The following is a 5,977-nucleotide window of genomic DNA, read 5'->3' on the forward strand; positions in this document are numbered from 1 at the left end:
CGCGCGCGCCGACGAGGTGGACACCGTCGTCGGCCTGGACGCGGGCGCCGACGACTACGTCACCAAGCCGTTCCGCCTCGCCGAGCTGCTCGCCCGGGTCCGCGCGCTGCTCCGCCGCGGCGCCGCCAACCCCCGTTACATCGCCCCCGTCCGCGGCGTTGGCGAACGTCAGCCGTGCCCCCAGCACCTCCGCCTGCCCGAGCGCGATGGTCAGCCCCAGCCCGTGCCCCTTGGCCCCGCTCTCGGTGCGGAACCGCTGCGGCCCGTGCGCCACGAGGTACTCCGGATAGCCGTCCCCGTGGTCCCGTACCGTCACCGTCGGCCCGTCCACGGTCACCACGACTGGCGCCCGCCCGTGCCGGTGCGCGTTGGCGACGAGATTGCCGAGGACGCGTTCGAGCCGCCGCCGGTCGGTCTCGACGCGAGTGTCGCGTACGACGACGACCTCGGTCCGGGTCCCGGACGCCCGTACGACACGCCGGGCCAGCGCCCCCAGCTCCTCGCTGTCGACGTCCAGCCGTTCCCGCCCGGTGTCCAGCCGGGAGATCTCCAGCAGGTCCTCGGTGAGGGTGCGCAGCGCCGCCACCCGGTCCCGGACCAGTTCCGTGGGCCGCCCGGGCGGCAGCAGCTCGGCCGCCGCGTGGAGCCCGGTCAGCGGGGTGCGCAGTTCGTGCGCCACGTCCGCGGTGAACCGCTGTTCGGCCAGCAGCTTGTTCTGCAACGACGACGCCATGGAGTCCAGCGCGGCGGCGACCGCGGCCACCTCGTCCTGCGGCCGACCGGGGTCCTTCGTACGCGGGTCGTCCACGCGCGCGTCCAGGTCCCCTCCGCTGATCCGCCGCGCCACGCGCGCGGTGGCGTGCAGCCGCCGCGTCACCCGGGTCACCGCGAACGCGCCCACCAGCAGCGTCGCCCCGATGGCCAGGGCGGAGGACCACAGGATGGCGTTGTCGAGGGCCTCGATGGTGCGGGCCTGCTGGGAGTAGTCGACGTGCACGGCGATGGCCCGCCCGTGGTCCACCGGCCCGGCCGCCCACATCACGGGCCTGCCGCGGTGCTCGGCGACGACCGTGCCGCGCCGGCCGCTCACGGCGAGGTCCCGCAGGGAGGCGGGCAGTCCGGGGGGATCGATGCCGGAGCCGGGGAGGAGGGGGTCGCCCGCCTCGTACGCCTCCGTCGCCTCGGACAGCCGGTCCAGCGCCAGCTCGCGTGCCCGCCCGACGGTCTGGTCGGTGACCTGCACATGGACCAGTACGCCGAGCAGCGCGGCCAGCGCACAGCACATGACGGTGATGAACAGCGCCGCCTTCGCCGCCAGGGTGCCGGCCCACTGGGGCAGCGCGGGCCGTCTCACCGCGCCCCCACGGAGGCGGAACCCGAGGCGGACGGCGACCCGGACCCGGAGCCGGAGGGCGACGCCGAGCCGGACGCGGTGGGGGACGGCGACCGTGACGGGCCGGTGGACCGCCCGTGCCCGCCGCCGGTCCGCAGCATCTCGTCATGGGTGAGCAGCATGGTCTTCTGGTCGGGGTCCCAGGTCCACTGCAACCGGTAGTCGTACCCGGCGACGTCCGACGGGGAGCGCAGGATCAGCGACCGCCCGGCCAGCTCGACCGCGCCGACCGCGTCGTCCCAGCTCATGACCAGCACCAGCCGGTGCTTCTCGACGGTGTACACCCGGATCGCCGTCAGTGAGCCGGGCAGCAGCCGGAAGCCGAGCACCAGCTCGTCGCGCCCGTCCCCGGTGAGATCCCGGTAGTACGGCGACAGCACCGGGCACCGGCTCCGCTCGCCGCCCGTCCCGCAGTCGGCCATCCGCGCGGCCGTCTCCCGGAACTCCGCCTTCGCCCCCTCGTACTCCTCGGGGTGCGCCGCGATCTCGGCGCGGACGACGTCCACGGGATCGACGCGGCGGATGTCGTCGCCCGGCACTGTGACGCCCTTGACCGGCTCGTGCTTGACCTCGTCGATGTCGAAGGCGGGCGTGGAGGCGGGCGGCAGTGTGGGCCACAGCCGGACGGGACCGTTCGCCGTCGCGGTCGCCCCGGCCCCGCGCAGCTCACCGGCGTCACCGCACGCCGAGACGCCCGTCAGCAGCCCGGCGGCGGCCAGGACGGCGAGAGCGGCACGCGAACGTCGGCTGCGGGGCACGGGACTCCTGTGGTTCGTGGGGTACGACGGCCCCGTACACGATATTCATCGGTAAGTCCTTTTTGCGCTTACCGGTTTTCCTCCTTCGGGCGCGCTTGCGGCCGTGACCGGGGCCTCGCCCAGGCCCTGACCGGGTTCCGCCCAACGGCTGATCGGGTCCCGCCCAGGCCTGATCGGCCCCTTTCAGTCATGCCCGAGTCTGCCCGACGCGCGCTGCCCGTGTCCCGCCCGAGGCCTCGGGCAAGATCGCCTCCGGGCCTCCTCCGTCCTCGCCCGTCCTCCCCTCGGCCGCACCCGGCCCCTGCTCGGCCCCACCGGTCCGTGTTCAGCCCCCCGCCCCCTACTCGGAGACCTGCTCGCCCAGTTCCTCCAGCAGCCGTGCTGTGGGCAGCCCGGCCCGCAGGTACTCCACGAACAGCTCGTTGTGCAGGGCCCAGGGCGAGCGACGGGACCGTATCAGCCGTATCGCCTCCTCCGTCGCCTGCCCCCGCCGGATCAGCGCGTGCGCCACGACCAGCGCCGACCGGTTGTAGCCGTGCCAGCACCGCACGAGGACACGCCGCCCGCTGTCCAGCGCCTCGCACGCCGCCTCCGCGAGCCGGATCACGCCCGCCAGCTGAGTGCCGTCCAGCGGCCCGTCCGGGATCGGCCACACCTGGTGCTCCACACCGGGGTCCGGCCCGTGCCCGGGCCGCCGCAGCAACGTCTGCACCAGGTCGAACTCGTTACGGACCACCGCGTGCTCCACCCGCCCCGCGCGCCCCGGAACTGGTGCCCGCCGATCCACAGGCCGGGCACGATCTCGTTCCACGGGCTGTCCGGAGCCGGTACGTCGGGTTGTCTCCTGCGCGTACGCAACGGCGCCTCCCCAGCCGCCCGCCGCCGGCCACTGCGAACTCACTCCCACGGTAACCGCCTTCTTGCCGGTGCAGCACCCCGCCTGTTCCCATGGACGAGGGGTGATGGTGCATGAGCCGACTGCGCGTCATACCGACCCGACGCCACGGACACGAACGTCTGTACGTCTGCCGCACCGACGGTGCGCACGTCGCCTGGTACGACCGGGAGACCGCCCGGGTGAACCTGCTCAGCGAGGAGCAGCGCGAGGAGGTCCTGGCGGCGCTCCGCCCCTTCCTCGCCGGCCAGGTCACCGTGGGCCCGCCGCCCGTGCCCACCCCGGCCGAGCTGGCGCTGCTCTCCCTCCACCCGGACGACGACCTGGCACCCAACCGCCCCGGCGAGGCCCTCCTCGTCGCCCTCGACCGCGACGCCGGGCACGCGCACCGGCTGCGCCCCGACCCGCGCCGCCGCGCCCTCACCGCCGAACAGACCGTCGGGGAGGCCCTGGACGCCCTGGAGGGCGCCGGCTGGCACACCCTGCACTCGGTGCCGCTCCCCGGCGGCGACCGCATCCACCATCTGCTGATCGGCCCCGGCGGGCTGTTCGCCGTCCACGCGCTGTACGCCCGCAAGCGGCGGGTCCGGGTCGCCGACCCGATGGTCGGCGTCGGCCGCGGCGAGCCCGAGCCCCTGCTGCGCCGACTGCGCGCCGACGCCGACCGCGCCTGCCACGCCCTGACCGCCGAGGTACGGCCCGTGCTGGTCCTGGTCGGCCCGTCCGGCATCGGCTTCACCGCGCCGCCGCGCGATGTGCGCGTCCTGCCCGACACGGACCTGCCCGCGCTGGCCCGCCTGGGCGGCGTGCTGAAACCCGCGGACGTGGAGGCCCTGCACGGCATGGCCCGCGACCGGCACACATGGGCGCGGCTGTGAGGCCGAGAGGAGCGGTCCGGTCCGGCCCGTTCGCTACGGCAGCCTGCCCGCCCGCCCCCGGTCCAGCAGCGGCGCGAGCAGATCACCGTGGTCCCGGAGGCGCGGCGCGAGGTCGGGGGCGCCGAACGTGAGCTGCGCCGGGTCCCGGCAGCTCTCGATCTCCTCCCACGTCACCGGCGCCGACACCCACGGCTCGGCGCGGGCACGCAAGGTGTAGGGCGCGGCGGTGGTCTTGCGGGCCGCGTTCTGGCTCCAGTCGACGAACACCTTCCCCGGCCGCAGGCTGCGCGTCATCCGGTGCAGCGCGAGCCGTGGCAGGGCCTGCTCGGCCTCCACCGCCAGCCGTTTGGCGTACTCAGAAACCTGTTCGGACGAAGAGCCGCGTACGGCCGCCAGCAGGTGCAGCCCCTTCGACCCGGACGTCTTCGCGTACGCCTCGATCCCGTCCGCCGCCAGCCGCTCCCGCAGCCACAGCGCGACCTCGCAGCACTCGACGACGGTCGCCGGTGCGCCGGGGTCCAGGTCGAGGACGATCCGGTCGGCCTCGTCCTGCGCCTGCGCCACCCACTGATGGGTGTGGAACTCGGTGACCAGGTTCGCCGCCCACATCAGGCTCGGCAGATCCTGCACGCACACCATCCGCGCCACCCCCGTCACCCGCTCGACCTCGGCGGTGGTGACCCAGTCGGGCGTACCCGGCGGCACGTTCTTCGTGAAGAACACCTGGCCGTCCGGCCCGTCCGGGTAGCGCAGAAAGGACACCGGCCGGTCCCGCAGGTGGGGCAGCATCGCCTCGGCCGTGGTGGCGTAGTAGTGCAGCAGCTCCGCCTTGGTGAACCCGGTCGCCGGATGCAGCACCTTCTCCAGGTTGCTGAGGGCGATCCGTCGCCCCTCCACCTCTGTGATCGGCGTCATACGATGAGAATCCCACGGATAACGTGACAAACCGGGGCGAAACTGAACAAGACAGGCGAGCGAAAGGATGTGCACGTGAGATCCATATGGAACGGCGCCATCTCGTTCGGCCTGGTCAGCATCCCGATCAAACTCGTCAACGCCACCGAGAGCCACTCCATCTCCTTCCGCCAGATCCACACCGAGGACGGCGGCCGGATCCGCTACCGCAAGTTCTGCGAGCTGGAGGACCGCGAGGTCACACAGTCCGAGATCGGCAAGGGGTACGAGGACGCGGACGGCTCGATCATCCCGATCACCGACGAGGACCTGTCCCGGCTGCCGCTGCCCACCGCGAAGACGATCGAGATCGTCGCGTTCGTGCCGGCCGACCGCATCGACCCGCTCCAGATGGACGCCGCGTACTACCTCGCCGCGAGCGGCGCGCCCGCCGCGAAGCCGTACACCCTGCTGCGCGAAGCCCTCAAACGCAGCAACAAGGTGGCCATCGCCAAGTACGCGCTGCGCGGCCGGGAACGCCTCGGCATGCTCCGCGTCGTCGGCGACGCCATCGCCATGCACGGCCTGCTGTGGCCGGACGAGGTCCGCGCCCCGGAGGGCGTCGCCCCCGACACCGAGGTCACCGTCCGCGACAAGGAGCTGGACCTCGCGGACGCCCTGATGGACACGCTCGGCGAGGTCGACCTGGACGACCTGCACGACGAGTACAGGGAGGCGGTCGAGGAGGTCATCGCCGCGAAGGTCGCCGGCCACGCCCCGCCCGAGGCACCCGAGCCCGCCGAGGGCGGCAAGGTCCTGGACCTGATGGCCGCCCTGGAGAACAGCGTCCGCGCCGCCCAGCGCTCCCGAGGCGAGGCCCCCGACGACGACTCCGGCAAGACAGGCGGCACGAAGAAGCGGACGCCGGCCGCGAAGAAGGCCCCGGCGAAGAAGACGGCCGCGAAGAAGACGACGAAGAGCACGACCGCCAAGAAGACGACGAAGGCCACGACGGCGAAGAAGACGGCGAAGTCGACGTCGACGAAGAAGACACCGGCCCGCAAGCGAACGGCGTGAGGCGGAGCGGGACCGAGCCCCGACGGGCGGGCGCCCGCGCCCCCGACGCCCGCGCCCGCCTGCGCCTGCACCCGCGCCCGCG

At 73.6% G+C, this 5,977-nt stretch carries 4 protein-coding genes and 3 pseudogenes; 3 read left to right on the top strand and 4 right to left on the bottom strand.

Annotated features, from left to right (window positions below):
* Nucleotides 1–127 (top strand): annotated as a pseudogene (locus MTQ10_RS31760) (DNA-binding response regulator); the annotation flags it as partial.
* 9 nt (nt 128–136) lie between these two features.
* Here MTQ10_RS31760 and MTQ10_RS26845 read toward each other — a convergent pair.
* The 3 genes and pseudogenes from MTQ10_RS26845 to MTQ10_RS26855 form a co-directional block, all read right to left on the bottom strand.
* A pseudogene (locus MTQ10_RS26845) lies at nt 137–1,354 on the bottom strand (ATP-binding protein); the annotation flags it as partial.
* A complete protein-coding gene (locus MTQ10_RS26850; RefSeq protein WP_247472776.1) occupies nt 1,351–2,151 on the bottom strand; it encodes a hypothetical protein in 801 nt (266 codons plus the stop codon). The gene MTQ10_RS26850 and the pseudogene MTQ10_RS26845, both read right to left, overlap by 4 nt.
* Nucleotides 2,152–2,491: 340 nt before the next feature.
* Nucleotides 2,492–3,009: pseudogene (locus MTQ10_RS26855) on the bottom strand (protein-tyrosine phosphatase family protein).
* A 111-nt stretch (nt 3,010–3,120) separates the two neighbouring features.
* Here MTQ10_RS26855 and MTQ10_RS26860 point away from each other — a divergent pair.
* Nucleotides 3,121–3,924, top strand: a complete 804-nt coding sequence (locus MTQ10_RS26860) for a nuclease-related domain-containing protein (RefSeq protein ID WP_247472778.1) — start codon at nt 3,121–3,123, stop codon at nt 3,922–3,924.
* 33 nt (nt 3,925–3,957) lie between these two features.
* Here MTQ10_RS26860 and ligD read toward each other — a convergent pair whose 3' ends face one another.
* Entirely contained in the window at nt 3,958–4,839 is an 882-nt protein-coding gene (gene ligD / locus MTQ10_RS26865; RefSeq protein WP_247472780.1) for a non-homologous end-joining DNA ligase, read from the bottom strand.
* Nucleotides 4,840–4,914: 75 nt separating this feature from the next.
* Between ligD and ku the strand changes: the two genes are divergently transcribed.
* Complete coding sequence (gene ku, locus MTQ10_RS26870; protein ID WP_247472782.1) at nt 4,915–5,895, top strand: non-homologous end joining protein Ku; 981 nt, start codon at nt 4,915–4,917, stop codon at nt 5,893–5,895.
* Nucleotides 5,896–5,977 lie beyond the last annotated feature (82 nt).

Origin of the sequence: Streptomyces sp. XM83C (assembly GCF_023072675.1) — a bacterium.
GTDB classification, from domain to species: domain Bacteria; phylum Actinomycetota; class Actinomycetes; order Streptomycetales; family Streptomycetaceae; genus Streptomyces; species Streptomyces thermocoprophilus.